Origin of the sequence: Actinomadura sp. 9N215, from assembly GCF_044326345.1 — a bacterium.
Lineage (GTDB): Bacteria > Actinomycetota > Actinomycetes > Streptosporangiales > Streptosporangiaceae > Spirillospora.
Map to the genome: position 1 here is coordinate 58,619 of NZ_JBIRBA010000010.1, position 24,241 is coordinate 82,859.

At 71.7% G+C, this 24,241-nt stretch carries 24 protein-coding genes and 1 pseudogene; 8 read left to right on the forward strand and 17 right to left on the reverse strand.

Annotation, left to right across the window (positions count from 1 at the left end; translation table 11 throughout):
- Positions 1-270: 270 nt before the first annotated feature.
- On the forward strand, positions 271-1,314 hold the full coding sequence (locus tag ACH34T_RS18235) for a matrixin family metalloprotease (RefSeq protein ID WP_395993338.1): 1,044 nt from the start codon (positions 271-273) through the stop codon (positions 1,312-1,314).
- 124 nt (positions 1,315-1,438) lie between these two features.
- On the opposite strand, the gene ACH34T_RS18240 is transcribed toward ACH34T_RS18235, so the two are convergent.
- The 3 genes from ACH34T_RS18240 to ACH34T_RS18250 all read right to left on the reverse strand — a co-directional run bounded on the left by ACH34T_RS18240 (position 1,439) and on the right by ACH34T_RS18250 (position 4,476).
- Complete coding sequence (locus tag ACH34T_RS18240) at positions 1,439-2,023, reverse strand: class E sortase (protein WP_395993340.1); 585 nt, start codon at positions 2,021-2,023, stop codon at positions 1,439-1,441.
- Positions 2,024-2,136: 113 nt separating this feature from the next.
- Complete coding sequence (locus tag ACH34T_RS18245) at positions 2,137-3,219, reverse strand: chaplin family protein (protein WP_395993341.1); 1,083 nt, start codon at positions 3,217-3,219, stop codon at positions 2,137-2,139.
- A 279-nt stretch (positions 3,220-3,498) separates the two neighbouring features.
- Positions 3,499-4,476 (reverse strand): hypothetical protein, encoded by a 978-nt coding sequence (locus tag ACH34T_RS18250; protein WP_395993342.1) that lies wholly within the window; start codon positions 4,474-4,476, stop codon positions 3,499-3,501.
- 295 nt (positions 4,477-4,771) lie between these two features.
- Here ACH34T_RS18250 and ACH34T_RS18255 point away from each other — a divergent pair, with 295 nt between their 5' ends.
- Positions 4,772-5,014 (forward strand): hypothetical protein, encoded by a 243-nt coding sequence (locus ACH34T_RS18255; RefSeq protein WP_395993343.1) that lies wholly within the window; start codon positions 4,772-4,774, stop codon positions 5,012-5,014.
- Between the two features lie 336 nt (positions 5,015-5,350).
- Here the strand turns inward: ACH34T_RS18255 and ACH34T_RS18260 are convergent, their stop codons facing one another.
- The 9 genes from ACH34T_RS18260 to ACH34T_RS18300 all read right to left on the reverse strand — a co-directional run bounded on the left by ACH34T_RS18260 (position 5,351) and on the right by ACH34T_RS18300 (position 16,745).
- Entirely contained in the window at positions 5,351-6,595 is a 1,245-nt protein-coding gene (locus tag ACH34T_RS18260) for an NAD(P)-binding domain-containing protein (RefSeq protein WP_395993344.1), read from the reverse strand.
- Positions 6,596-6,621: 26 nt separating this feature from the next.
- Entirely contained in the window at positions 6,622-7,968 is a 1,347-nt protein-coding gene (locus tag ACH34T_RS18265; RefSeq protein WP_395993345.1) for an ATP-grasp domain-containing protein, read from the reverse strand.
- 234 nt (positions 7,969-8,202) lie between these two features.
- Positions 8,203-9,480, reverse strand: a complete 1,278-nt coding sequence (locus ACH34T_RS18270; protein ID WP_395993346.1) for a glycosyltransferase — start codon at positions 9,478-9,480, stop codon at positions 8,203-8,205.
- A gap of 45 nt (positions 9,481-9,525) precedes the next feature.
- The gene (locus tag ACH34T_RS18275) at positions 9,526-10,299 is read right to left on the reverse strand and encodes a hypothetical protein (RefSeq protein ID WP_395993347.1); all 774 of its coding nucleotides are present in this window, start codon (positions 10,297-10,299) and stop codon (positions 9,526-9,528) included.
- Positions 10,286-11,497, reverse strand: a complete 1,212-nt coding sequence (locus tag ACH34T_RS18280) for a glycosyltransferase (RefSeq protein ID WP_395993348.1) — start codon at positions 11,495-11,497, stop codon at positions 10,286-10,288. The genes ACH34T_RS18275 and ACH34T_RS18280 overlap by 14 nt, the downstream gene beginning before the upstream one ends.
- Before the next feature lie 8 nt (positions 11,498-11,505).
- A complete protein-coding gene (locus tag ACH34T_RS18285; RefSeq protein WP_395993349.1) occupies positions 11,506-12,243 on the reverse strand; it encodes a polysaccharide deacetylase family protein in 738 nt (245 codons plus the stop codon).
- On the reverse strand, positions 12,155-13,918 hold the full coding sequence (locus ACH34T_RS18290; protein WP_395993350.1) for a lipid II flippase MurJ: 1,764 nt from the start codon (positions 13,916-13,918) through the stop codon (positions 12,155-12,157). The genes ACH34T_RS18285 and ACH34T_RS18290 overlap by 89 nt, the downstream gene beginning before the upstream one ends.
- Positions 13,915-15,174, reverse strand: a complete 1,260-nt coding sequence (locus ACH34T_RS18295) for an O-antigen ligase family protein (protein WP_395993351.1) — start codon at positions 15,172-15,174, stop codon at positions 13,915-13,917. Before ACH34T_RS18295 ends, ACH34T_RS18290 begins: the two co-directional genes overlap by 4 nt.
- A 125-nt stretch (positions 15,175-15,299) precedes the next feature.
- Entirely contained in the window at positions 15,300-16,745 is a 1,446-nt protein-coding gene (locus ACH34T_RS18300; protein WP_395993352.1) for a sugar transferase, read from the reverse strand.
- Between the two features lie 521 nt (positions 16,746-17,266).
- Here ACH34T_RS18300 and ACH34T_RS18305 point away from each other — a divergent pair.
- A complete protein-coding gene (locus tag ACH34T_RS18305) occupies positions 17,267-18,484 on the forward strand; it encodes an Ig-like domain-containing protein (protein WP_395993353.1) in 1,218 nt (405 codons plus the stop codon).
- A 29-nt stretch (positions 18,485-18,513) separates the two neighbouring features.
- Here ACH34T_RS18305 and ACH34T_RS18310 read toward each other — a convergent pair whose 3' ends face one another.
- From ACH34T_RS18310 to ACH34T_RS18325, 4 genes are all read right to left on the reverse strand, one after another.
- Positions 18,514-19,332 carry an ABC transporter permease gene (locus ACH34T_RS18310; RefSeq protein ID WP_395993354.1) on the reverse strand — a complete coding sequence of 273 codons (819 nt, stop codon included), beginning with the start codon at positions 19,330-19,332 and terminating at the stop codon, positions 18,514-18,516.
- 4 nt (positions 19,333-19,336) lie between these two features.
- Positions 19,337-20,335, reverse strand: coding sequence for an ATP-binding cassette domain-containing protein (locus ACH34T_RS18315; protein WP_395993355.1), 999 nt, complete (start codon positions 20,333-20,335; stop codon positions 19,337-19,339).
- A gap of 138 nt (positions 20,336-20,473) precedes the next feature.
- Positions 20,474-20,818: a hypothetical protein gene (locus ACH34T_RS18320; protein ID WP_395993356.1), complete on the reverse strand. Its 345-nt coding sequence runs from the start codon at positions 20,816-20,818 to the stop codon at positions 20,474-20,476.
- Positions 20,797-21,234 (reverse strand): ATP-binding protein, encoded by a 438-nt coding sequence (locus ACH34T_RS18325; RefSeq protein WP_395993357.1) that lies wholly within the window; start codon positions 21,232-21,234, stop codon positions 20,797-20,799. The genes ACH34T_RS18320 and ACH34T_RS18325 overlap by 22 nt, the downstream gene beginning before the upstream one ends.
- Positions 21,235-21,334: 100 nt before the next feature.
- On the opposite strand from ACH34T_RS18325, the gene ACH34T_RS18330 reads away from it, so the two are divergent.
- The 5 genes and pseudogenes from ACH34T_RS18330 to ACH34T_RS18350 all read left to right on the forward strand — a co-directional run.
- Positions 21,335-22,144, forward strand: a complete 810-nt coding sequence (locus ACH34T_RS18330; protein WP_395993358.1) for a Scr1 family TA system antitoxin-like transcriptional regulator — start codon at positions 21,335-21,337, stop codon at positions 22,142-22,144.
- A complete protein-coding gene (locus ACH34T_RS18335) occupies positions 22,141-22,326 on the forward strand; it encodes a DUF397 domain-containing protein (RefSeq protein WP_395993359.1) in 186 nt (61 codons plus the stop codon). Before ACH34T_RS18330 ends, ACH34T_RS18335 begins: the two co-directional genes overlap by 4 nt.
- A 9-nt stretch (positions 22,327-22,335) precedes the next feature.
- On the forward strand, positions 22,336-22,530 hold the full coding sequence (locus ACH34T_RS18340; protein ID WP_395993360.1) for a DUF397 domain-containing protein: 195 nt from the start codon (positions 22,336-22,338) through the stop codon (positions 22,528-22,530).
- An 8-nt stretch (positions 22,531-22,538) separates the two neighbouring features.
- A complete protein-coding gene (locus ACH34T_RS18345) occupies positions 22,539-22,733 on the forward strand; it encodes a DUF397 domain-containing protein (RefSeq protein WP_395993361.1) in 195 nt (64 codons plus the stop codon).
- A 191-nt stretch (positions 22,734-22,924) separates the two neighbouring features.
- Positions 22,925-23,400: pseudogene (locus ACH34T_RS18350) on the forward strand (transposase); the annotation flags it as partial.
- A gap of 99 nt (positions 23,401-23,499) precedes the next feature.
- Here the strand turns inward: ACH34T_RS18350 and ACH34T_RS18355 are convergent.
- Complete coding sequence (locus tag ACH34T_RS18355; RefSeq protein ID WP_395993362.1) at positions 23,500-24,138, reverse strand: TetR/AcrR family transcriptional regulator; 639 nt, start codon at positions 24,136-24,138, stop codon at positions 23,500-23,502.
- Positions 24,139-24,241 lie beyond the last annotated feature (103 nt).

The following is a 24,241-nucleotide window of genomic DNA, read 5'->3' on the forward strand; positions in this document are numbered from 1 at the left end:
TCTGTTGATCCCGAGTTGCCGGATTACTCCCTGCTTTTCCGTGCAGACCATCGATAAACACGTTTACCGGATTATTGTTGACGGTTTGCCAAAGACTTACGCGTCCTCACCGGGCCACACCTCCGACATTTCCCGCGAAAAATGCACTTAGTCGCCGGTTCACGAATGGCGCCATTCAGAATATGGTGATCATTTTAGCGGGCGGCGGTTTCACTTTTCCCGGCTCGCGCAAGACTGCGGAGGGACGCTCCCACACATCGGAGAACTGATATGCACGGATTCTCACGCGCCGCCAGGGCGGGGGTGGCGGTGCCGGCCGCGCTGTCCGCCGCCTTCGCCTGCATGATGATCGCCGGATCGGGATCCGCCGGGGCAGGCACCGCTGGCGCGGGCACCGCCGGGGCGGGCACCGCCGGGGCCGACCGGCGCGCTCCCGCATGGTGCAAGCCCGGCGGGACGCTGTCCGCCCGCGCGATGCCGCACAAGATCAAGATCGCCGACTGCGACCTGCGCGGCCGGCTCGTCCGCGGCGCGAACGGGCTCACCGCCACCGTCCCCGCCGACGGGACCTCGCTGGTCGCGCACTCGCTGCGCACCAGCGGAGCCGCCGGACTGCGCATCGGCGTCGACGACCGCGCGGGCGAGATCACCATCACCACGCGCGGCGGCCGGGTGCCGGAGGGCAGGCCCCGCACGTCCCGGGCGCCGCTGGACCCGTGCAGGGACGGCACGCACCGTACCGAGCCGAGCACCTGGCCGAAGGGCGGCACCGTCGAGTGGAGGTACCACCCCGGGACGACCGGGCTGCCGATGTCCGGTGTCGCGAAGGGCATCTCCAATATGGTCCTCGCCAATACCGACTGCACCGATGAACGTCGGTTCACGCCGCCGCCGAACGTCGGCGAACGCTATTCCGGCATTTCGTCCAACGGCCCCAACGTGACCCCGGAGGCGTCCTGCGGCAGCCGGGACCGCGTCAACACGTTCGGCTGGAAATCGCTGACCGGCGCGGAAAGCGACGTCCTGGCGGCGACCTGCATCTGGTTCAGGGGGACGTCGACCGTCGAGACGGACATGGCGCTGCAGGAGCACGCGAAGAGCTGGTGGACGACCGGCACGTGCACCGCCGGGAGCTATTCGGTCGAGGCGGTCGCGACGCACGAGGCGGGCCACGTCCTCGGCCTCGGGCACGTCGAGGGAGCGGACCACTCCAACCTCACGATGACGCCCGCCGTCGCGTCCTGCGACAACGGTCCCGCCACCCTCGGCAAGGGCGACTACGACGGCCTGATCGCCCTCTACGGCGGACGCTGACGCCGACACCGACCGAGAACGACGGATCAGCGCCAGAAACTCGACGGCAATCGATGCCGGCTGGGGCGCGGGGGCGGTGGACGCTGAGCCTGGGGTGCGGGGCTCAGCGTCCGGCCTGGTGCGGTCAGGTGCCGCGCTTCGACGTGCCGGCGAGTTTGCCGACGACGACGAGACGCCGCCGGTCCGAGCCCTTCGGGGTGCAGGTGATGAGCGTGACGTACTCGCCGTCCGGGGCGCTGCGCCAGTCGAACGGCACCGGCTCCAGGACGTCCCGGTCCCGCGGCTTGATCACGTGCTTGCTCCGCACCCTGTAGACGTAGGACGTGCGGCCGACGCGCAGGACGATCCGGTCGCCGCGCCGCATCCGGTCCAGCTGGTTGAACGGGCGGAGCCAGGTGGTGCGGTGGCCGAGCAGGACCGTGTTGCCCTCCTGCCCAGGACGGGCCGTCCCCGGATAGTGCCCGACGCCGCGCCGCAGCACCGGCTCGCCGACACCCTCCCTGACCTCGGCCTTCAGGCCCATCCGCCGGATCCTCAGATGCGCGATCACCGCCCCTTTCCGCGGCCGCGCCGCCTCGGCCGCGACCGCGCCCACCGCCCCCACCTGCGCTGGCGCCTGCGTTGTCGCGTGTGCTTGCGGGACGCCCATCAGGGACAGCCCGCAGCAGACGGCGATGGCCGCCGCGGAGACCGACTTCCGATCGATCATGGGTTCACTTCCATCGATTCCGGGTTCTGGTGGCAAAGGGAAGGGGGCGGCACGTCTGCCGCCCCCTCCCGCAGGTCATCGGCGGCGGATCGTCACCCGCGCCAATGCCCGACTCACTTCAGCACTGGGGAGCCGACCTTGACCGGCAGCCCGTCCTTCGTCGACAGCTTCGGGCCGATCTTCCCCGGCTTCACGTCCACCCCGGGGACCTTGACGGACCGCTTGAGCCCGTCGATGAACCGCTGCACGCCCGGCAGGCGGTCCGCCTTCCGGTAGTCGGTGGTCGTGCTCGTGGTGGTGGACGGCCGCGCCATCCTGGAGTTCTCCTCTCGCAGGGTGGACGGCAGCTTCTTGTGTCCGGCGGCGGGCCGGTGCTTGGACGGCTTGTAGACCTTCTTCTTCGGCGGCGTCCGCAGCGTGGGCGGCAGCGGGTCGTGGCCGCCCCCGACCGACGCGCCGCCCTTGCACTGCGCCTCCGCCAGGCCGAGGACCGCGATGGCATTGCCGCACACGTTCACCGGAATGCTGATCGGCGCGTACACCTGGTTGCCACCCAGGATGCTGAAGTTCCCCGACGTCTTCATCTTCGGGTCGCCGTGGCCCTTGCGCTCGACGGACGCGCCGCCCTTGCACTGCGCCTTCGCCAGCCCGAGGACCGCGATGGCATTGCCGCACACGTCGATCGGGATGCTGATCGGCGCGTACACCTGGTTACCGCCCAGGACGCTGAAATTGCCGGAGGTCTCCATGCCTCCGCCGCCCCCGCCGTGGCGAAGGTCCCAGCCGCTGCCCCTGTCCTCCTGGCCGGTGGCGCTCCGGTAGCCGGAGCCCTCCCAGCCGTCGCCGGACTCGCGGTGGGACGAGACCTTGGCGCCGCCCTTGCACTGCGCCTTGGCCAGCCCGATGATCGCGATGGCGTTGCCGCAGACGTCCACCGGAATGCTGATCGGCACGCGCACCTGGTTGCCGCCGGCGATCGAGAAGTTCCCGGACGTCTGCATGTCGCCGCCGCCGCCGTGGCGGGCGTTCGCCGTCTCGGCGCCGCCCCTCGCCTGGGCCTGCAACGCCCTGAGCGCGGCGGCGGAGTCGCCGGACGTCGTATCGGCGACGGCCCCGGACCCGAACGCCGCGCCGATGGCGACGGCGCCCGCGGCCAGCAGTGCGGCGCGGCCGGTGTTCCTTGCCCACATACGCATGGAGTTTCTCCTGTCTCGTGTTTCGCGATTGGGTGATTCGGTGGTGATCGCTGCGCGGCACCGTCCGGGTGAGCGCAGCCCGCAACCGGCCGGGCAAGGCCGTTGCTCATCGAGGAAAGATCATGGGAAGCGTCCGGAGCACCGCGAAGAGCGGTACGGACGAACGGCGAACGGTGGACGGCAGGCCGAAGGCGGGCGCGCGGCGCATGAGCGCGTAGGTGCGTGACCGCGTGCGTGCGTTAGATGCGCGAGTGCGTGAGCGGGCCGTCCGGGGTCGCCCTAGTCAGGGACGACGGAAGGGCCGCGGGGCGCGGACACGTCCGTCAGCGCCGTGCGGTGAAAAGTGCTCGGGTCGACGCCCGGCGGGACCGCCGGGTAGCGGCCGCTCCTCAGCTCGGCGACGGGCGCGAGCTGGTGTCCTCCGGCGGAGCCGCTCCACGGCTCGTCCTGGTCGACCGGCAGCAAGGGGCCGTGCCGATGGCGCTGGCATCCCGCGCAGTGGCCCGCGTCCCGGTCGCCCGCGTCACCGGCGAGCGCCTCAGGCACGGTCACACCGGGACCGGGCCGCGCAGCCGCAGCCTCCTCCGACGCGTACTCCGCGCGTCCATGCTCCGGCCGCTCCTGGACCGGGGGCTGCACGCCACCGTCCAGGACGGGGCGAGAATCCACAACTCCGGCGGCCAGCCCGCCCACGATGGGCGTACGCCGGACGTCCGGAATCCGCACACGCGGCACCCCGGCCGCGTCGGCCAGGTCCCTCAACTCGTGGACGGCCCGGTCCTTGCGGTCGAACACGTCGTGCCGCCGCTCCTGCAGATACCGGACGGGGTCGTCCCCGATCTCCTGCACGGAGCCACGGAGCTCGGGGAGGTCGTGGCGCCACGTCCCAACAACGCGGTCAGGACGGTCACCGGCCTCCCAGGCGCCGTCCGACACGTCGCCTGGCGTGTCGCCCGACCGCGTCCCGAACTCCTCCAGCGGACGGTCGCCAACCTCTTGCACGCGGCCGGACAAACCGTCCCACGACTCGACCTTGTCGGCCGGAGCGCCCTGCGGCGCTGAGGGGGCGGGGGCGGCGTTGTCGGTCGGAGTGGTCGGCGACGCCGCGGAGGCCGGGCCGCCGAGGGCGGAAAGCGCGATCCAGCCGGCGAACGCGAAACCGGCGATGGCGATAATGCGGACAAGGACCGGAATCGCGGCGCGGCGCGGCCGACCCAGGGGGCGAACCGCCCCGCTCCGGATCGGTGCGGACTCCATTGCCGGTCCCTCCTTGTCGTGGTTCGGACGGCACGAACGTAGCACCGCGGAACGCACGATCAAGGAGCCATTGTTTTGTCTCCCGGCGTGTCTCCGGATCATTTACCGGCCCATTGGTCGCGCTTTATCGCGAGCATTGATGCCCGTATTGCCGGGCTTTAACGATTTGCCGTGGATCGCGGCGCGCGGCACCGGCCGTCCAGCGGGGGTTCAGGACCCGCATGGCGGACGGTATCGAGTGCGCTACATTCGGTGAACCGTGGGCCGCGACGGCCGCCCGACCGAGGAGTTTGCGATGCCCCACCCCTCGTCCGCGATCATGCGGCTGCGGCCCGCGCGCCGGCGTTCGGCGCCGCGCCGGTTCGTCACCAGGACGGAGGTCCAGCTCATCGTCCTGTCCAGCATTTCCGCAGGTCAGACCGCACGCTCGCGCGGCGGCCGCACGTGCGCCTGGACGCTGTACTCGCGCTGGCAGTGGTCCCTGGCCACCGCCCGCGCCGAGCGCGCGCGCCGCAGGTCCCGCCCGCCCTGGCGGTAGCCGGGACGGCCCGCCGCGGCCCGCCGTCCTGGAGCCGGGCCACCGGAGGAAGATTCTTCACCCCGCCCGACGCGCCCGCCTCCGGCAGAGAGCCGGGGCCGTTGCCGCCGACCCCCCAGAAAATGCGGCCGATCGACCCCGGCTCCCTCAGGCCCGCCTCACTCCCATTTCACTCCGCGAGCGCCCAACCCCGCGGACCGGTCCACTCCGCCAGCACTCCGCTCTGCGGGCTGGTCCACTCCGCCAGCACTCCGGCTATGTGGACCGGCTCACTCCGCCCGCGCTCCACCCCGCGGGCCGGTCCACTCCGTCGGCGCTCCGGCTATGTAGGCCAGGTCACTCCGCGAGTGCTCCGCTTCGTGGGCCGGGGCGGCGCGTGGGGGGTCGCATGGCCGGCGTGTCGCGGATGATGTGGTGCGCGATCCGGCGCGCGGCGAAGTCGGCGCCGTGGACGAATCGCATGACCGGCCCGAACGTGGCCGCCGCCGCGAGCCCGGCGAAATAGAGCCCGGGCGCGGACGACTCGAAGTCCCGGCTGAGGACCGGCGCGCCGAACCGGGTCGCGACGCGGCGGCGCAGGTCGGACGAGAGCAGCGTGAGGCGCTCGACGTCCGGGACGAATCCGGTGGCGGCGATGACGTGGTCCACCTCCGTCACGAGGCGGCGGCCCGAGCGGTCGGTGGTGGTGACGGCGACGCCGTCGTCCTGCTCGGCGACCTTCCCCAGGAACCGGCCGGTGGAGACGTGGACGCGCCGGTCCAGCCGGTCGCGCAGCCACCACGCGCCCGCCGGCGGGAGCGTCTCGCGGACGATCCGCTGCCGCGTCCGCTCCGGCAGGTACCGGACGAGCCCGGGACGCTCCGCCCACAGCCACGTCCGGTATCCGGCGCCGAGCCCGGACCGGGGCCCGCCGAGCAGCTTCGTCCCCAGGGACCGCCGCACCTCGGGCACCGCGTTCCAGTCGAGCTCGTGCCTGCGCGCGAGGACGTGCGGGTACGCGCCCGCGTCGGCCAGCAGTACCGCCGTCTCCAGCGCGGACTGCCCGGCGCCGACCACGGCGACCTCCTGGCCCGCGAACGCGTCGAAGTCGCGGTGGGCGGTGCTGTGCGAGACGAGCCAGGACGGCAGGCCCGCGAGCTCGTCCGGGATGTGGGCGAACGGGCCGACTCCGACGGCGACCACGACAGTGCGCGTCGCGATCGTCTCGCCCGTGGAGAGCGTGACGACGTATCCGCTCGCGTTGCCCCGCTCGACGTTCACGATCTGCGAGTCCTCGGTGCCGGGGATCACCACGGACGCGAACCAGAGCCCGTATTCGACGAACGTCTCCAGGGGGATCGGCTCACCGACCCGCCAGTCCGGGTGCCGGTCGGTGAAGCCCATGCCCCGGTGCGGCGCGCCCAGGTTGGACGCGAACGGCTCCGACTTCAGGAACATGCCGCGCGGCATGTTCTCCTCCCAGAACCGCATCGGCTTCCCGATGATCCGGACGTCGAGGCCGAGGTTCTGCAGGTAGGCGGCCGTGGACAGGCCGTAGGGTCCGGCGCCGGCGATGACGACGTCGCAGGCCGAGTCGTTCATGTTCGTTCCCCCCGTGTGTATGTGGTTTACCTGGTGCGGAGCCGTCCGACGGCGCGGAGCACGCTCTGCCGGCCCATCGCGAGGAACGGCGGCAGGTCGTCGCCGGCGTACCAGGCGAACTCGTCGGCCTCGCGCAACGGACGCAGCGTCCCGCGCAACGGGCGGAGGGTCTCTCGCAACGGGCGGAGGGTCTCGTGCAGGGGGCGAACGGTCTCTCGCAACGGGCGGGGGGTGTCTCGCAGGGGGCGGACGGTCTCGCGCAGCAGGGCGCGTGTCTCGTGCAAGGGGCGGGTGGCGGATTGCTGGAGGTAGTGGTTCTCCACCAGCAGGTTGCGGCCGAACGCCGGGCGGGCGTCCGGGACGCGGCGGCCGGACTGGTCGAGGTGCAGGGCGCGGGCGAGGTCGAGGCCGTTCAGGTCGGTGAAGAGGCGGAACTGCGCGCCGAGGCGCGGGTTGAAGTCGAGCAGGTGGTAGCCGTCGTCCGCGTCCAGCCGGAAGTCGAGGTCGACGAGACCGCGGCAGCCGAGGAGCCGGACGATCCGGACCGCGAGCCGTTCGAGCTCGGCGTTCTCGACCCACTCCCCCGCGACGGTGTGCCCGGCCTGCGGCGGATGCGCGAGGTGCTTGCGGCCGACCCCGCCGAACAGGCAGTCGAGGGACTCGTCGAAGTAGCCCTGGAAGAACCAGTCGCCGCCCTCCGGCGGGATGCGCCGCTGGAGGATGAGCGCGCCCGCGTCGCCGTCCGGGTCGCGGACGCGGCTCGCGGCGAACAGCCGGTGCGCCTCGCCGAGCGTCCGCACGAGGGTGGTGCTGCGCAGGCCGGGGCCGCGCCGCCAGGGCCGCGCCCACTTGGCGATCAGCGGCAGGCCGAACTCGCGGGCCGCCTCGTCCACCTCCTGGGCGGACGCGGGCGTCCGGCTCGGCGGGCACTGGACGGCGTAGCGGGTGCACGCGTCCAGCAGCAGGTGCTTGTCGGCGACGCTGCGGGGGGCGTCCGGGGCCTGGTGGGGGAAGACGAAGTGGGGGGCCAGCGCGTCCGCGTGCTCGGCGACGAAGATGGCTCCGGCGTCGTCCAGCGGGACGAGCAGCGCCAGGCCGCCGACGCGCTCGCCGATCGCGCGCAGGTGGCTCAGCAGCGCGGCCGGGCGGGCGGGCGACGGCGCCCACGGATGCCCGCGGTGCAGGTAGCGGGACCTGGACGACGGGTTGCCGCGCCCCTCCAGGATGGCGTGCACCGGCACCCCGGCGCGGCCGAGGCTGCGGATGGCCGCGAGCGTCCCGTGGTGGAAGTGGTTGCGGTCGGTGCGCAGCAGCAGGACGGGCAGGCCGGTGTCGAGCCGCGGCGCGGCCGGGACGTGCGTGTCGAAGAACATCCGCTCAGCGGACCCGTTCCAGCGAATGGTGAAGCACGGCGACCTTCCCCGTCGTGATAATTCCTTGCGTCCGGCTTGCGGCGGAGATATCCCCGCGAATTCCGCCGTCAAAACCCTTACGATACGCCTGCGAGTTGGGGATATCCATCCGCGCGGGCCCCCATTCGGACATCGCCGAAAATACCCGTCCCCTTCTGTCTGCTCTTTCTGTTTCGGCCGTTTTCGCCGTACTGGTCAATATGTACGGTCAAGAGCACGGCCAGGGGCGGGCCCCATGGCAGGGCCCACGTCCAGGACGTCGGGCAGAGCCCCCTCGGGGACGCCGGGGATGCCGGAGACGCCGAGGACGCCGGGGAGTCCGGCGACGTCGCGGGTGACGGCGGCCAGCAGCGCGACCGTCCGGGAGATGTCGTAGGCGGCGGACGCGGCGGCCGCCTCCCGGCCCTCCTCCTCGGCGGTCCCGGGGGCGAGGAGCCGGCGGACGACCTCGTCCGCGAGCGCGGCGGGATCGTCCACGGGCACGAGCACGCCGGTCCCGGGACGGACGACCTCCGCGATGCCGGGAATGTCCGTCCCGACGAGGGGGCGTCCGGTGGCGAGGGCCTCCAGCGCGGTCAACGGCAGCCCCTCCCACCGCGACGGCAGGACGACGACGTTCGACGCCGCCAGCCAGTCCCGCGGATCCCGCACCGCCGGGACGAACAGCACGCCCGCCACGGGCTCGCGGCGCAGGGCGTCCAGGTCCTCGCCGTCCCCGACGATGGCGAGCCGCGCGGACGGGCACCGCTCCGTGACGCCCGGCCAGGCCGCGACCAGGACGTCCTGCCCCTTCTGCCTGGTCAGCCGGCCGACGCAGACGGCGAGCGGCACGCCGGGCGGCAGCCCGAGCCGGGTCCGCGCGCCCAGCCGGGCGGTGCCGTCGGCGGGCCGGAACCGGCGCCGGTCCACGCCGTTGCGGACGAGCCGGTACGGCCCGCGCACCCCGGCCCGCATCCCCTCCCGCAGTTCCCCGACCCCGACGCAGACCAGCGCGTCGCTCCAGCGCGCCGCGAGCCGTTCCCACCGGCGGCTGACGGCGACCTGCCGTCCGGTCGCGGCGAGCCACGACCAGCCGTGCGGCTGGAAGATCGTCGGCGTCCCGTGCGGGCGGCGCAGCAGCCGTCCCGCCAGGCCCGCCTTGGCGGAGTGCAGGTGGACGACGTCGGCCCCGAAGTCCTTCACCAGGCGGCGGAGGCGGAAGGATTCCAGCAGGGTGCGGGGCCCGGGGGCGCGTCCGGCGGGCCAGTTGAACCACGGCACGCCCGCCGCGGCGCACCGCGCGGGCAGATCACCGCCTGGCGGGCAGGCGACCGCGACCTCCCAGCCGCGTTTGCGCTGGTCACCGACCACCTGACCGATGTAGACGGCGACCCCGCCCGCGTTCGGCTGGCTGACGTGCAGCACCCGCACCGGCGTCGCGCCGCCCGCGCGGGGCGTAACGGCCGGTGCCGCGATGCCGTCACGTTCAGGCATGGACGGCGGGCCATCGACGGCGGCGCACACCCGGCAGATCGGCCGTCATGACCCCACCTCCACGCGGTCGCCTGGCGTCCCGGCGAGGACGGCGTCAGGCGGCGGGCGGCGTTCGGAGTCACCGTCCAGGCCCCCGGCGGACGGACGCCGCCGCCGCCCGCTGAGGACGGCGGCGCCGAGCCCGGCGAGCAGTGCCCCGGACGCGGCGCCGACCGCGACGCCGAGCGCGAGCTTCGGCGACGACGGCGCGGCCGGAGGCGTCGCGCCGCCCATCAGCGTGACGCGGACGCCGGTGTCGGCGCGGTGGGACGCCCCGTACTGGACGAGCGCGTCCGCGGCGGCGTTGGCGAACGCGGCGGCCTCGCGCGGCGTCCGTCCGCTGCCCGCCAGCCCGATCACCGGCGTGTCCGGTGACGTGGTCGCCCGGACGTGCTCGCGCGTCGACCCACGTGGTGCCTCCGGCAGCGGGATCGTGGCGTACCGGAGCGTCTCCTCCAGCGGCGCGAGCCGTCCGTACAGCTGCGCGTAGCTCATCGCCGCCGGACCTGACCTGTCGGCGCCGACGTCGTCCACCACCAGGACGAACGCGGACGCGGTGTACGTGGCGGGCGCGTACAGGCCGTATCCGAGGCCGCCGAGGAACCCGGCCAGCACGAACGCGATCGACGGCCCCCACCGCCTGAGCAGCCCGGCGAACGGCCCGCGACACGCGGCTCCCGTGGCGCGGCCGCCATGCCGGACGCCGTGCCGGACGCCGTGGCGGCCGCCGTCGTGTCTCTTCGTGCCGGGCGGTCTCTGCTCGGCGTCACGTTGCGGCATCTTGAGCCCTTTCTCGCATCGGAATGACCCCGCCCTCCGGCGGCCCCGGACGCTGAACCGGCGGCTCCGGACAGTAGAGCCGGGCCAGTTCGGCGGCCTGCTCGGCGATGGCGTAGCGGCCGGTGACGACCGGCGGCACGCGCGTCCTGTCCCCGCGCGGGGCACGCAGGGCGTGCCGGAGTTCCGCGCGCCAGATCCGCGCATCGGGTGGCACGTACCGGGCTTCGGACGGCGCTTCACCGGGCGGGACGTCGTCGAGGGCGGGGCAGGTCGTATAGCGGACGGGCAGCCCCGCCGCCAGCGCCTCCACGACGCCGAGCCCGAACGTCTCCTGGACGGACGGCGCCGCGAACACGTCCATGGCCGCCAGAGCGCCCGCCACGTCAGACGTCCCACCAGCGAAGACGACCCGTCCCGCGACTCCGGTGTCGTGTGCGAGCCGTTGGAGCGTTCCGCGCAGTGGGCCCGTCCCGACGAGCAGCAGCCGGACGCCGTCCAGCCGCGCCACCGCCTCGATCAGCAGGTCGAACCGCTTCGTGGGCACGAGCCGCCCGACCGCGCCGACGACGGGCTCGTCCGGCCCGATGCCGAGGCGCCGCCGCGTCGCGGCACGGCGGGCGGCGTCGAACGCGAACTCGGCGGCGTCGACCCCGTTCGGGATCACGACGATCCGGCCGGGCGGGACGCCCCAGCCGCGCAGCCTGGCCGCGACGGTCGGCGACACCGCGACGGTCGCCGTCCCGAGCCGTTCCGCCGCCCGGTACAGCGCCCGGACGCCGCGCGTCACGGGACGTCCCTCGATGTGGCCGTCGCCGAGCGAGTGCTCGGTCGCGATGATGCGGGGCGTCCCGGCCATGCGGGCGGCGACGCGGCCGTAGACGCAGGCGCGGTACAGGTGCGTGTGGACGACGTCGTACCGCCCCCGCCGGATCAGCCGCGCCAGCCTCGGCAGCGCCGCCAGGTCCCGGTTCCCGCGCATGCCGATCTCGTGGACGGGCACGCCCGCCCGCCGGATCTCCGCACCGAGCGTTCCGGTCCGCGTAAGCGTCGCGACCTCGCACCACACCGGCAGGTGACGGAGCAGCAGCGCGAGCTGCCGTTCAGCCCCACCATGCTCCAACCCGGTAATGACGTGCAGAACCCGCGTTCCGCGCCGCGTCATGCCGGGCGTCACGCAGGGCGTCACACGCGGCGTCACGCGGGGCGTCACACGCGGCTCCGGCGGCGCAGCTCGTGCCGGACGAGTTTGGCGCGCAGCCGCAGCGGCCCGTCCCGGTCGCCGACGTAGGTGCGGGGCAGCGCGTGGCGTCCCGGCTCGTCCGGGGTGATGTCGCAGGCATAGTCGTAACCGGCGGCGCGCACCGCCTCGACCTCGCGCGGCGTGGCGTGCCCGTACGGGTAGGCGAACCCGGTGACGGGCCCGTCGACGAGTTCCTCCAGGGCCGCCCGGCTCTCCTCCAGTTCCTCGCGGAGTTCGGTGTCGTCCGTCCTGGGCAGCGAGACGTGGTGCCGTCCGTGCGACGCGACCTCGATGCCCGCGCGCGCCACCGTCCGGATCTGGTCGGCGTTCATGAGGGGTTTGCGCGGCCCGTCGTCCCAGGCGTTGTAGGTGCCGATCCGTCCGGACACGACGAACGCCGTCGCCCCGAACCCGTACCGCAGCAGCGTCGGGACGGCCCGCGTCGCGAAGTCGGCGTAGCCGTCGTCGAACGTGAGCCCGACGAGGCCGCGGGCCCGTCCGTCGGCGTGCGCGTCCAGCAGCTCGCGCATGCCGACGCCACGCAGGCCCCGCGCCCGCAGCCAGGCCATCTGCCGCCCGAACCGCGCCGGCGACACCGTCACCAGGTGCGGGTCCTCATCGAAGTGATCGACCGAGTGGTACATCAGCACCAGCGGGGCCGGCCGGATCTCCTCCACCGGACGCGCGGGCGCGGGCATGGGCATGGGCGCGGGCTCCGTCACCCGTGCCGGTTCGGTCGGCTGGCTCACTGGTCTCCCCCGATTCGATACGGCCGCGCCGGACGAGCGCGCCGAGCACCCTGCGCACCCCGGCCGCGAAGCGCGGCCCGGGCGGCCCGATGGCGATCCATGAAGCGACGAGGCCGGGTCCCGCCAGGACGGTCAGGACGGCGAACGCCGCCGCGGTCACCAGCCCCCCGGCGGCGAGCTGGACGATCACCGGCGGCCGCCCGCCGACCGCGCCCGCGACGGCGAGCCCCGCGCCGCACGCCCCCGCCGCGGCGAGCACCAGCGGCGCCACGTCGGCGGCGATCCGCCGGAGCGAGACGGGCGCGACCCCGGTGCGCAGCCCGGCCAGCATGAGGACGGCGGCGAGCGTGATCCCGGCGGCGTTCGCGGCGGCCAGCGCGACCGTCCCGCCGGACGCGGCGAACGCGCCCCCGATCACGGCGGTGACGGCCAGGCCCGCGAACAGCACGGCAGCGGGCCGCCACGTGGGCCGCCGCCCCGCGAAGAACGCCCGTGCGGCGAGCCCGACGGCCATCTGCCCCCAGAGGCCGAGGGCGTAGACGCGCATGACGGACGCGGTGCTCCCCGTGTCCGCCGCCGTGAACTCGCCGTGCTCGAACAGCACCTTGATCACGAGCGGCGCGCAGGCGACGAGGAACGCGGTCGCGGCCAGCACCATCGCGCTCGCGACGGCGAGGTCCCGCTGGATGCGGTGCGCGACGGCCGCGGTGTCGCCGTCCGCCGAGGCCCGCGCGAGCCGCGGGAACGTGACCGTGACGATCATCAGCGACAGGATCATCGGGACCTGCGCGACCTTCTGCGCGTAGTTCAGGTGCGAGATCGACCCGGCGGCCAGCCCCGACCCGAAGAACCGCTCGACGAACACCTGCGCCTGCCGGGTCACCGTGTAGACGACGACCGGCGCGACGGCCGCGAGCCCCACCCACACGTCGACGTCCTGCACGTCCGTCACGCGGGAGCGCGACGCGCGAAGGCAGCGGACGAACGACGGCGCCTGGATCGCGATCATCAGCACGCTGCCGCAGGCGACGCCGAGCGCCGCGCTGGTCACGCCGACCGTGCCCGACAGCCCGCCGATCAGCGCGAGGATGCCCACGTTGTACGCGAGGTAGATCGCGGCGGGCGGCCCGAACCGGTGGTGGGCGCGCAGCGTCGCGCTCATGAACCCGGCGACGCCGAACGTCACCACGGTGATCGCCGCCAGCCGGACGCACCGCACGGCCGGGCCCCGCTCGGTGAGGCCGGGCGCGAGGGCGTCCACCAGCACGGGGGCGGCGGCGACGAGCGCGATCGTGACCACCGACAGGCCGAGGACGATGCGCGGCAGCGTCGTGCCGACCAGCGGACGCAGCCCGTCGCCCCGCGCGAGAAGCCGCGTGACCACGGGGATCATGAGCAGCGCCATGGCGTCCTCGATGAGCAGCGGCGAGACGGTCTCGGGGATCGTCCACGCGACGAGGAACGCGTCCGTGCTGCCGCTGGCGCCGAACAGGTGCGCCATTTGCAGATCACGCAGGAACCCGAGCCCCGTCCCGGCCGCGACCAGCACCCCGGAAAGCGCGGCGGCCCGTCCGACGGAGGCCCCACCAAACCCCTCACCAGAGTTGGCGGACGTTTCGGCGGACGTCATTCGCGCACCGCCCCGAACGCGCGGGACGCGACGACCCCGAGCACGATCGCCGCCAGCGAGCACGTCGGCCCGCCCAGGTCGGCATACAGAAAGTTGACCAGCAGAAACGTGACCAGCCCAACACTCGCGATCCAGAACGGATCCCGGACGCTCCGCCGCCTCCACAACCCCGCAACGATCACCGCAAGCAGACCGACAAGCCCGGCCAACCCCACCAACCCCTGCTCAGACAGAAAAAGCAGATACTCGCTATGCGGCGACAACAACGGCTGCCGCGAATATCCATGAACGGGGTCATCCGTCTCACTACCGGACGACAGCCCGATCCCGGCATAAGCATCGCGATAAGCGGGGAAATTCTTAACACCAACCCCGGTGCCAGGATTGTCTTCCCATATCCGGACAGCGGCGGCCCACAGGTTGTACCGATCGTCCACCGACTGATCAGGGCTGTTGATCGACCCGACCATCGACCGGGACCTCTCGACCACGGCCTGCCCCCCGCCGCCCGCACCAACCCCCGCAACCGCCACGACCAGCAACGCCGCACAGCAGGCCAGCACCTTGACCGCCGTCCACCGGTCGAACACGACCAACGCGACGACGGCCGCGGCGCCGAGCGCGATCCACGTGCCGCGGCTCAGCGACATCCCCACCGCGACGCCCAGCACGCCGAGCCCGCCCAGCGCGGCCACGACGGCCGCGACGCCCCGCCGTGGCGCGAACAACGCGAACGCGGTCAGCATCAGGAACGCCACCCCGACCACCACGGACATCGCCATCACGTTGGTCGCGCCGAACGTCCCGACGGCCCGGATGTACGCGCCGCCCATCGACGCGCCGTTCCCGGTGACCGACTGCCAGATCCCGTACCCGGCCTCCCAGAACCCGAGGACGAGCACCGACGAGCACACGATCGCGAGATCACGGCGGTCCCGCACGAGCAGGACGACGGCCAGCGGCACCAGCACGAAGATCTGCACGTACCGGACGAACCCGGGCAGGCTGGACGCGATGTCCGCGGAGCACACCGTGCTGATCCCGAGCCCGGCGACCAGCGGCCCGAACGCCACCAGCGCCGCTCGCGGCATCTCGACCCGTCCAGCGACCAGCAGGGACGTCGCGACGAGCACCAGCAAGGCACCGGCGGCGTCTCCAGGGGTGAGCTGCGTCCCGCCGCCGAGCAGCTCCGAGCCGGGCGGAATCCCGATGCTGACGACCGCCGCCGCGACAAACCAGCTCGGCCGCCTGAACAATCCACCAGGCCGCCTGAACGAACGACCCACCAACCCGAACAGACCACCCACCAGCCCGAGCAGACCACCAACCACCCGCCCGCCCGGGCTCGCCTCAGGCGGGGCTAGGGGCGGCGCGCCCGCCGTCATCCCGCGTCCCGGAAGATCATCGCCCGGACGGTCAGCAGCAGGATCTTCAGATCCCCGCTGAACGACCAGTGGTCGATGTAGTGGTTGTCGAGCCTCGCCCGCAGCTCGATCGACGTGTCCCCCCGGAACCCATGAATCTGCGCCCACCCCGTCATCCCGGCCGGAACACGATGCCGCAGCATGTACCCGGGACAACTACGGGAGAATTGCTCCACGAAATGCGGACGCTCCGGACGCGGCCCCACCAGGCTCATGTCGCCACGGATGACGTTCCACAACTGCGGAAGCTCGTCCAGCGAAGTGGCCCGCAGGAATCGCCCCACCCGCCCGATCCGCTCGTCGTCCCGCACCGTCCAGCGGGTGTCGGACTCGTGCTCGTCCACCTTCCGCAGCGTCCGGAACTTCAGCAGGACGAACTCCTCGCCGCCGAGCCCGATGCGCCGCTGCCGGAAGACGACTCCAGGACCGCCCTCCAGCCGCACCGCCACGGCGCACGCCGCGATCACCGGCAGCGCCGCACAAAGGATCAGGGAGCCCACGACGAGGTCGAGCAGCCGCTTGGCCCACCGCGCCGACGGCTCGCGCAGCCGCCACCCGACGCGCGCGCACGGCAGCCCGGCGAGATGCTCCCGCCGCGCCGCCGCGACTGGGACGACGTCCGACGGCGGCTGGACGAGGAGCGTCTCGCACGGCAGCCCGAACGAGATCCGCAGCACGGTGCCCAGGTGGCCCGGATGGACGTCCTCCGCGATCACGACCAGCGTGTCGATCCCGTGCCGCTCGACGAGCGCGGGCAGATCCGACGTCTCCCCAAGAACCGGCGCCGCCGCAGCCGTCCCGGCGGCCACCTGCCCGACCGCCACGAGCCCGAGCTCCCCGCGTTCCCGCAGGATCTCGACCAGATGCGCGGCCGTCCCGCCCGTCCCGACGATCAGCGCCGCACGCGCCCGCGACCGCCGGCACCGATACGTCCTGATCGCCGCGTTCACGAAAGCGCGGACGCCGAGCGCCAGCACCCCCGCGACCAAGGTCATCCACAGCCAGGCGACGGCCGCCTCATGCGCCGCACCCGGAAGGAGCACGGCCGCGAAAGCGCCCACGACCAGCGTCCGGACGAGGATCGGCGGCGCATCCACAAGAAGCGAGGGACTACGGCGCGGCCGGTACAGCCCGCCCCCGGCATTGAACGCGATCACGCACACGGCGGCCGCGCCGGGCAGCACCGCGCCCGGCGACGGCAGCACCAGGGACACGGCGGCCGCCATCGCCCAGCCGTCCGCCACTGCGAGGCATACCGGATACAGAACGGCCAGGACCCGCGCCCCCGTGACGCCACGGCGGTACGGGACGACCGGCGCGAGAACGGCGGGGCCGTCACCCGAAATGAGATCCGCGGGGGTGGCGCCCGAGTCGATGGAGGGACTCAGCCCCTGGGCTCTCATCGCGCGTCCCTTCACAGACAAGAACTCACCGGGAGGTGACCTGGACCGTACCGGCGGCCACGGGCCCAGCATCGCAGCGCTTCCCGGCCCGGATCGCCGCTTTTAACCGCCCCCTCCACAATCTTGAATAGAAGATCAGGACCAACCCCCTGACCTGCGAGAACACCCCCAGGAATGCCCATCATCAGCCCAACACGAGGCCCAATACGCGACCAGTTTCAGGGCATTTCCTTCTTCGCCCCGATTAGGCCATTTTCATCCGGCTGCGTCCGGCCGCCGGGCACGCCCCGCACCACCCGCCACCGCCGCCCGAACTGTGAAAGATCTGTGAAGTTCCCCCGGGAGTCGAACCTTCGCGGGACGATGGTCGTTACAAGTGTTCGGACGCCAGAACCCGCCGTCCCGCCACCGCGCGGGCCGGGAACTCGAAGGCCGTTCCGTAAGCGATCTTGTTGCCGTCCCGCCGTGGCGCGGGCCCGGCGGGCTGATGAGGGAGAGCGGTGCGAGGTAAGGCGTTGGCGATGGCCCTGGTCCTGGGGCTGGCGGCGGCATGCGGCGGCGGCGGGGACGGAGGCGGCGCCGGGACGACCGCGAAGGGCGGCGACGACGGCACCCCGAAGGTCACGATCACCCCGGCGAACGGCGACGGCAAGGCCCGCCCGGACGAGGGCGTGACGGTCACCGCCGCGGGCGGCACGCTCGGCGCGGTGTCGGTGAAACTGAAGGGCGCGGACGTCCCCGGCGCCCTCTCCGCCGACAAGACCAAATGGCGTTCGACCTGGACATTGCGGCCGGGCGGCAGCTACCAGGTGTCCGCCACCGCGACGTCCGCGAAGGGCAAGTCGACGACCGCCACCAGCGCGTTCCGCACCACCCGCGCCACCGCCGCGACCCGGGTCAACAACGTCGTCCCGAGCCAGAACGAGACGGTCGGCACCGGGATGCCGGTCTTCGTCCAGTTCAACAAGGCCGTGCCCGAAAAGGCCAAGGCCGCCATCGAGCGCAGCATCGAAATTTCGTCGTCCACCCCCACCGAGGGGGCCTGGCGCTGGCTCGCCCCCGGCGAATCCTTCAATGGACTCCCCTCCGTCGTCTTCCGCCCGAAGCGCCCCTGGAAGCCGAACCAGAAGGTCAGCCTCACCGTCCATTACGCGGGCCTGAAAATCGGCGACGACGTCTTCGGCGACCGCGACGTGACCCGCACCTTCCGGATCGGCGACTCGCACACCGTCAACATCAACGCCAAAACCCATCGCGCCGTCGTCAAAAAGAACGGACAGACCATCCGCACCTGGGGCGTCAGCCTCGGCTCCGGCGGCGACGTCCAGAAGGACGGCGTCGACCACCTGCTCACGACCAGCGGCGTCCACCTCACCATGGACCGCAGCCGCATCGAGCGCATGCGCCCGCCCGGCAAGAAGAAGGGCGACCCCGGCTGGTACGACGAAAAGGTCCCGTGGGCCACCCGCATCTCCAACAGCGGCGAGTACATCCACCAGAACATGGACGACCCGTCCTGCCTCGGTAACCGGAACTGTAGCCACGGCTGCGTCCGGTCCCCCGGCGGCGACGCCAAGTGGTTCTACCACTGGTCCTATCGCGGCGACCTTGTCACCATCACCGGCACCAAGCGTTCCCTCGCCTGGTGGAACGGCTGGGGTTACTGGCAGGTCCCCTTCGCCAAATGGACGAAGGGCGGCGCGCAAGGCAAAGCCCTCACCACGACCGCCCTTCGCTAGCCAATCTGGTCGTCGGCTACCTCACCGCCTCACGCCGCCTTCTGATAGGTACGAAAGGCGCGCGTCGACACCAGTCCCATCACGACGGCTGCCGCTGTCAGCAACCCGAGGTGCGTCCAGACCGTGCTCCAGTCGGGACGGGCGAGCATCGCCTCCCGGGCCGCGGTGACCGCCCATTCCATGGGGTTGTAGTCGGCGACATGGCCGACCCAGGCGGGGGCGAGGCCGAGGTCCATCACGGCCGAGCTGAGAAACATCAGCGGCAGCGTGGTGAACTGGGAGATCGCGATGAGCGACTCCTGCTGCCGGGTCAGCAGGGCGACGGCGTCGGACAGCGTCGAGAAGATCAGCGCCAACAGCACCGCGGCCAGGAACGTGACGAAGACACCGGCAACACCCCCGGGGAACCTGGCACCGGCGACCAGGGCGATCGCCACGATGATCAGGCTCTGCACGAGCGTCTGGATCGCCTGGTAGGTCATGGTCGCGATCACCAGGGCGGCCCGGCTGGCGGGTGAGGTGAGGATCCGGTCCATCACGCCGCGATCGATGTCCTGGAGGTAGGTCGTCCCGGACCAGGCGCTCGCGAACAGCGCGGTCATCATCACCACGCCCGGCGTGAGGAACTGCAGGAAGCCACCGCCCGCATCGGTGAACCCGGGCAGGTTCACGACCGAGCGGAAGAGCTGCCCGAACAACAACAGCCAGATCACCGGCTGGACGAGCCCGATGACGAGAAAGGTCGGCATCCGCCTGAGGGCACGCAACAACCGGCCGGTCAGCAGCGCGGAGTGCGTGATCACGGTCACCGGAGCCGAAGTGGCCAACCGTGCGGATGCGGCGGTCACTTCGTCACCTCCAGACTCCTGGGGCCGCGTCGGCGTCGAGGCTGTGACCGGTATGCCGGAGATAGACATCGTCGAGCGAGGGCCTGGCAAGACTCGCGGAGCTCACCGCGACACCCGCCTCCTCGAGCGCGGCCAGCACGGGCGGCAACGCCCGCGCCCCGTCACCGGTACGCCCGCGGACGGTGCTCCCGTCCAGGGTGATCTCCCGCAGCCCGGCCACTCTCCGCAGCACAGCGAGCGCCCTCTCATCGGCCTGGGCGAGCTCCACGTGGACGACATCGCCGCGCAGGCCGCTCTTGAGTTCGTCCGGGCTGCCCGCGGCGACCACCGCGCCGTGATCGACGATCGCGAGCCGGTCGGCGAGGTGGTCGGCCTCCTCCAGGTAGTGCGTCGTCAGGAGGACCGTCATCTCCTCCTCCTCGGCCATCCGCGCGATCTCGGCCCACATCTCGCCGCGCGCCTGCGGGTCGAGCCCCGTCGTCGGCTCGTCGAGGAAGAGCACCCGGGGCCGATGCATCAACCCCAGAGCGACGTCGAGCTTGCGCGCCATGCCGCCGGAGTACGTCCGCACCAGCCGGTCCGCGGCATCGGCCAGGCCGAACCGGTCGACCAGCTCGCGGGCCCGCGCCACGGCGTCCCGGCGGGACATCCCGTGCAGCCGCCCGGCGAGCACCAGGTTCTCGGTCGCGGTGGCCATCGGGTCCGTACCGGGCTTCTGGGACACGAACCCGATCGCCCGGCGCACCCGCTCAGGCCGCGTCCGCACATCGATCCCGGCCACACGCGCCGACCCCGAGTCGGCGGCCGAGAGCGTCGCGAGGATCTTCACCGTGGTCGATTTCCCGGCCCCGTTCGGACCGAGCAGCCCGAAGACGCTCCCCTTCGCCGCGGAAAAGCTCAGCCCCCGCAACGCCGAGACCGGCGCCTTGTTCCGGCCCGCCGGGTAGGTCTTGACCAGATCGACGGCCTCCACGGCCGGATCCGCTTCGTGGGCAGCGCCCATCGTCACACCCCTTGTCAGGATCTGGTGTGACTTTCACCTTCCCGATGTCACCGGACACCAGGAGGCTGAACTGCGAGGGCGGACCCTACGGTGAGAAGTCGCCAGAAACGCTAGCACACGCGACCATTCCCGCCCTGATCACCAGGTGGACGGATACATGCGGTGCTTCAACAGCAAATCGACCTGCTCCGCCGCCGCTTTCGCGTCCCCGCACGGGCAGAGGTAGCCGCCCGTCCCCCGCCGGACGTCGTGGTAGGCCCAGATCCCACCGGAGTAGACCCGGGCCGCGACCACGACCCCGACGTCCTCGGCGACGCCGCTCGCGTAGACCCAGAGCAGCGGACGGGGGAATTCGCGCGCGTACAGCTTCACGCACCGGTACCCGCGCGCCTTGACCGCGAGCGCCAGCACGTCCAGGTGACGCAGGGCGGTCCGCCGCCCCCGCCACATCCGGAACCGGATCAGCACGAGACCGCCGCCCACACCCATTTCCCGACGGGCTCGGTCTCCCTGACCCCGCAGTCGGACGCCAGCCCCCGGACGATCTGAAGCCCCCGTCCACCCTCCTCATGCCCCGGCTCCAGAGCAAGCGGATCAGGCTGGACATCGTCCAGCTCCATCACGGGCTGGACGACAGGCATCCCCTCGGCCGAATCCCATACGGCGAGCACGACCCCATCGCTTTCCCGCGTGAACCTGACCCGAATCTCCCGATCCGGCGTGCTCTGCACCGCATTCGCGACCAGTTCCCCGGCGACCAAAAGCACATCCCCGGCGACGCCCGACAGCCCCCATTCCGCAAGCCGGAACCCAACCAACGACCGCACCATCCCCGGCACCGTCCGCCCAGCCCGACAACAAATGTCCAACTCGCCCACTTGCGTGGCTTTCACTGCCATTTCACCCGCCCTCCTTTCTTTGCGTTTCCAGGACAAGAGTGGCCAGTGCGAGTTAAATTCGGAAGGTTCGTGAAGCAGATGCAACAATGGAGGAACACCGATGAGCCGCGCCGACTCGCTGCGCCCCGACTTCTCCCTCTGGCATCTCATAGCCGTTGAGCTGCGCAGACAGCGTCAGCTCCGCAAGATCTCCGGGGCCGCCTTAGCAGTCATCCTCGACTGCGATCGCTCAACTGTTGCACGGTACGAATCGGGCGACGTCCAGCTCCCCATTGCGCGGGCGCGGATCTTGGACCGCGAGTGGGGCTTGCTGGGCTTCTTCGAGAACCTCGTCAAACACGCCAAAAACGCCCAAGACCTCGATTGGTGGGAGACGTTCAAGGAATACGAGCGGCGCGCGAACCTCATCAAGACTTACGAGCCCTCACTGATCCCAGGCCTGCTCCAGCGCGAGAGCTACGCCCGCGCCGTCTTCACGTCCAGCCGCAGAATGGACGCGGACGATGCGGTCGCCGAGCGCCTGGCCCGCCAGGAGATCCTCACCCGCCAGAACCCGTGCAAGCTCATGGCCATCCTCGACACGGCGGCCGTCCTGCGAGTCTTCGGAGACGTGGACGTGATGAGCGACCAGCTCAGCTACCTCCTCGAAGCCTCCGAACGTCCGAACGTCTACCTGCGAGTGACGTCGGACCGTCTGATCGGCTACGGCGGCGTCGGAGGCGGCTTCACAGTCATGCAGACACCCACCGGCGACCTCGGCTTCGCCACAGTCGGCTCCACGGGTCACATCTCGCTCGACCCGGCCGATATCCAGGAACAGGCGATACGGTACGACCAGATCGGCATGTCCTCGCTGACCGTCGAGGCATCCCGTGCCTTCATCGCCAAGACACTGGACTCACTTTCATGATCATTCAATGGCGCAAATCTGCGCGGTCAGAAGACCACGGCAACTGCGTCGAGCTGGCCGCACTCCCCCACGCCATCGCCATCCGAGACAGCAAAGCCCCCGAGAACGACCACCTCACCCTCACCCCCCAGGCCTTCACCGCCCTCATCCATCACGCGAAGCGGGACGAGCTGCTTCCCTGAGGAGAAGCCATGAACCGTCCGACATGGCGCAAGTCCAGCCGAAGCACACAGGGCACCTCCGAGCAATGCGTGGAACTGGCGCAACTCCCCCACGGCGTCGGCCTCCGAGACAGCAAGGCACCCGACGTCGGCCACCTCACCCTCACGCCCCAGGCCTTTGCCGTCCTCATCCGTCGGGTGAGGCGGGGCGAGTTGCTTCCCTAGGAGAAGTCATGACCACGTGGCGTAAGTCTGCGCGATCGTACGAGTGCAGCAACTGTGTTGAGTTGGCCGTGCTGCCGCAGGGCATCGCCATCAGGGACAGCAAGGCGCCCGAAGCAGGGCTCCTCACGCTTACTCCTGAGGCCTTTGCCGCGCTCCTCAATCAGGCGAAGCGGAGCGAATCGGGGTTCACGGCACCGGCCTGACCCGGGCCGGCGCGGTCGACTCCGGGCCGCGGTCTTTTGTTCGCGGCGGTGCAAGACCCGGGCGCGGCGCCAGCGGCAGGCGGCGGCCGCGCAGGCCGTTCGTTCTGGGGGCACGGTGCCCGACCCGCGAACGGATCCCTGATCGCTCTACCAGGTCCGCAAGGGGCTGCTCTGCTAAGGGGAGGCCGGTGATGCGCAGGCGCCGCTATTCCTCCGACACCACCGCGGCCGAATGGGCGCTGATCGAGCCGCTGCTACCGGTCCCGGCCTGCCGCACACCGCGCGGAGGCAGGCCCGAGAAGCATCCACGGCGGGTGATCGTGAACGCGATCCGCTACGTGGTCGACAACGGCATCACATGGCGGGCGCTGCCGCACGACTACGGCGTTCCCTGGCAGACGGTCTATGCGTTCTTCGCCCGCTGGGCACGAGTCGGCGTGATCGGCCACATCCGCGATCAGCCGCGCGCCCGCCTGCGCACCCGTCGCGGGAAGACCAACGGCCACAAGCGGCAGCTGGCCGATGATTTGGGCAGCCTGCCGGTGATGGTGATGGTCACCCCGGCGGGCCATGCCGACCGCGACGCGGCCCGCGACCTGCTGGCCCGGCTACGGCTGATGCACCCTGAGCTGACTTGGCCTACGCCGGCTCGCTGGTCACCTGGTCAGCGGCCCTGCGCCTCAGCCGCGGCCAACCGACCTGAACCGATCAGCCCGTCTGAAAAGCGTCAGCCCCCGCCCACTGGTTGATCGAGGGGGTTGCGGGTTCAGCGTGAGCGTTGGGTGATGAGGAGTTCCAGGCTGTCGAGGATGCGTCGGAGGCCGAACTCGCGGCTGCTGCCCGGGGACGGGGTCCCGGCGGCTGTGATCGCGGCGGTCAGCGCGGGAAAGCGATCGGCGGGGTCATCGAGCAGGGCGTTGATAGCGGGGTTGAGCCGCCGGTCGGCTGTCCATGGCTGGGTGCCGGCCGCTGTGGTTGACCGGGTGTTGCGGACGTGGCCGCTGAGTAGGAGAACGGCGTCCAGCTGTTCGGCGCCGCTCAGCCCGATCCCGGCCAGCGCGGCGACCGCGGCCTCGGTCCAGCCGACCTCTCGTGGGCCCATGATCCGGTCGCCGACGGTGGCGCCCGGCAACCACGGGTGGCGGTCCCAGGTCGCCCACATCTGATGGGCCCACTGCCCGAGCTTGCCGCGCCAGCCGCCCGGCACCCCGGTCAGATCGGGCGGGTCGCCGACGGCCAACTCGATCATGACGGCGAGCAGCTCGTCCTTCCCTCTGATATGGCGGTAGAGCGCCATTTTGGTGAAGTCGAGTTCGGCGGCCACCCGCTGCATGGAGATCCCGGCGAGCCCTTCGACGTCGGCGATGTCCATCGCGGCCCGGGCGATGCGGTCAACGCTGAGCACAGGCTTGGGTCCGCGGCTCGGCGGTTGCCGCAACCCCCACAGCAACTCCACGGTGCCGTTCACATCGAGCCTCCGAAACTTCGGGCTTGTCGCCACTCGCAAA

Excerpts from the sequence above, each read along its gene's own strand:
- ACH34T_RS18265 (WP_395993345.1), bottom strand. The coding sequence starts at position 7,968 with ATGTTCTTCGACACGCACGTCCCGGCCGCGCCGCGGCTCGACACCGGC.
- ACH34T_RS18235 (WP_395993338.1), top strand. The coding sequence starts at position 271 with ATGCACGGATTCTCACGCGCCGCCAGGGCGGGGGTGGCGGTGCCGGCC.
- ACH34T_RS18270 (WP_395993346.1), bottom strand. The coding sequence starts at position 9,480 with ATGCCTGAACGTGACGGCATCGCGGCACCGGCCGTTACGCCCCGCGCG.
- ACH34T_RS18255 (WP_395993343.1), top strand. The coding sequence starts at position 4,772 with ATGCCCCACCCCTCGTCCGCGATCATGCGGCTGCGGCCCGCGCGCCGG.
- ACH34T_RS18285 (WP_395993349.1), bottom strand. The coding sequence starts at position 12,243 with ATGCCCATGCCCGCGCCCGCGCGTCCGGTGGAGGAGATCCGGCCGGCC.
- ACH34T_RS18315 (WP_395993355.1), bottom strand. The coding sequence starts at position 20,335 with ATGGGCGCTGCCCACGAAGCGGATCCGGCCGTGGAGGCCGTCGATCTG.
- ACH34T_RS18305 (WP_395993353.1), top strand. The coding sequence starts at position 17,267 with ATGGCCCTGGTCCTGGGGCTGGCGGCGGCATGCGGCGGCGGCGGGGAC.
- ACH34T_RS18325 (WP_395993357.1), bottom strand. The coding sequence starts at position 21,234 with ATGGCAGTGAAAGCCACGCAAGTGGGCGAGTTGGACATTTGTTGTCGG.
- ACH34T_RS18275 (WP_395993347.1), bottom strand. The coding sequence starts at position 10,299 with ATGCCGCAACGTGACGCCGAGCAGAGACCGCCCGGCACGAAGAGACAC.
- ACH34T_RS18260 (WP_395993344.1), bottom strand. The coding sequence starts at position 6,595 with ATGAACGACTCGGCCTGCGACGTCGTCATCGCCGGCGCCGGACCCTAC.
- ACH34T_RS18290 (WP_395993350.1), bottom strand. The coding sequence starts at position 13,918 with ATGACGTCCGCCGAAACGTCCGCCAACTCTGGTGAGGGGTTTGGTGGG.
- ACH34T_RS18345 (WP_395993361.1), top strand. The coding sequence starts at position 22,539 with ATGACCACGTGGCGTAAGTCTGCGCGATCGTACGAGTGCAGCAACTGT.
- ACH34T_RS18250 (WP_395993342.1), bottom strand. The coding sequence starts at position 4,476 with ATGGAGTCCGCACCGATCCGGAGCGGGGCGGTTCGCCCCCTGGGTCGG.
- ACH34T_RS18245 (WP_395993341.1), bottom strand. The coding sequence starts at position 3,219 with ATGCGTATGTGGGCAAGGAACACCGGCCGCGCCGCACTGCTGGCCGCG.
- ACH34T_RS18330 (WP_395993358.1), top strand. The coding sequence starts at position 21,335 with ATGAGCCGCGCCGACTCGCTGCGCCCCGACTTCTCCCTCTGGCATCTC.
- ACH34T_RS18240 (WP_395993340.1), bottom strand. The coding sequence starts at position 2,023 with ATGATCGATCGGAAGTCGGTCTCCGCGGCGGCCATCGCCGTCTGCTGC.
- ACH34T_RS18340 (WP_395993360.1), top strand. The coding sequence starts at position 22,336 with ATGAACCGTCCGACATGGCGCAAGTCCAGCCGAAGCACACAGGGCACC.
- ACH34T_RS18335 (WP_395993359.1), top strand. The coding sequence starts at position 22,141 with ATGATCATTCAATGGCGCAAATCTGCGCGGTCAGAAGACCACGGCAAC.
- ACH34T_RS18300 (WP_395993352.1), bottom strand. The coding sequence starts at position 16,745 with ATGAGAGCCCAGGGGCTGAGTCCCTCCATCGACTCGGGCGCCACCCCC.